The sequence below is a fragment of the Vibrio sp. 10N.222.48.A3 genome (assembly GCF_041475345.1).
In the GTDB taxonomy this organism is placed as follows: Bacteria; Pseudomonadota; Gammaproteobacteria; order Enterobacterales; family Vibrionaceae; genus Vibrio; species Vibrio tasmaniensis_A.
The window spans coordinates 1-288 of record NZ_JBFRVX010000939.1 but is presented as its reverse complement, the minus strand read 5'-3'; the positions used below and the strand labels follow the sequence as shown (position 1 = coordinate 288).

Annotated in this window: 1 protein-coding gene; it reads left to right on the top strand. The window is 39.2% G+C overall.

Annotated features, from left to right (window positions below; translation table 11 throughout):
- Positions 1-135 precede the first annotated feature (135 nt).
- A partial coding sequence (locus AB4653_RS22110) for a DEAD/DEAH box helicase (RefSeq protein WP_133146844.1) occupies positions 136-288 on the top strand: 153 nt, incomplete at its 3' end.

Genomic DNA, 288 nt, shown 5'->3' with positions numbered 1-288 from the left:
CAAAAATTAGCTCGAAAGATCAACATGCCCTAGCAGTACACAAGCAACATGGTAGAATGCCGCCATTAATCTTATCCTTGTATAAGATTGTTGAACCTTTCCATCGCTATTTAGCCAAATCATACCGAGAAACTTATGCCATTTTCCAAGCTTGGATTAAGCTCACCTATTGTTAAAGCCGTTGCAAAACAAGGCTATGAAAAGCCAACCTCTATTCAAGAAAAAGCAATTCCGATTGTGCTTTCTGGTAAGAACCTAATTGCTGCTGCACAAACAGGTACAGGTAAA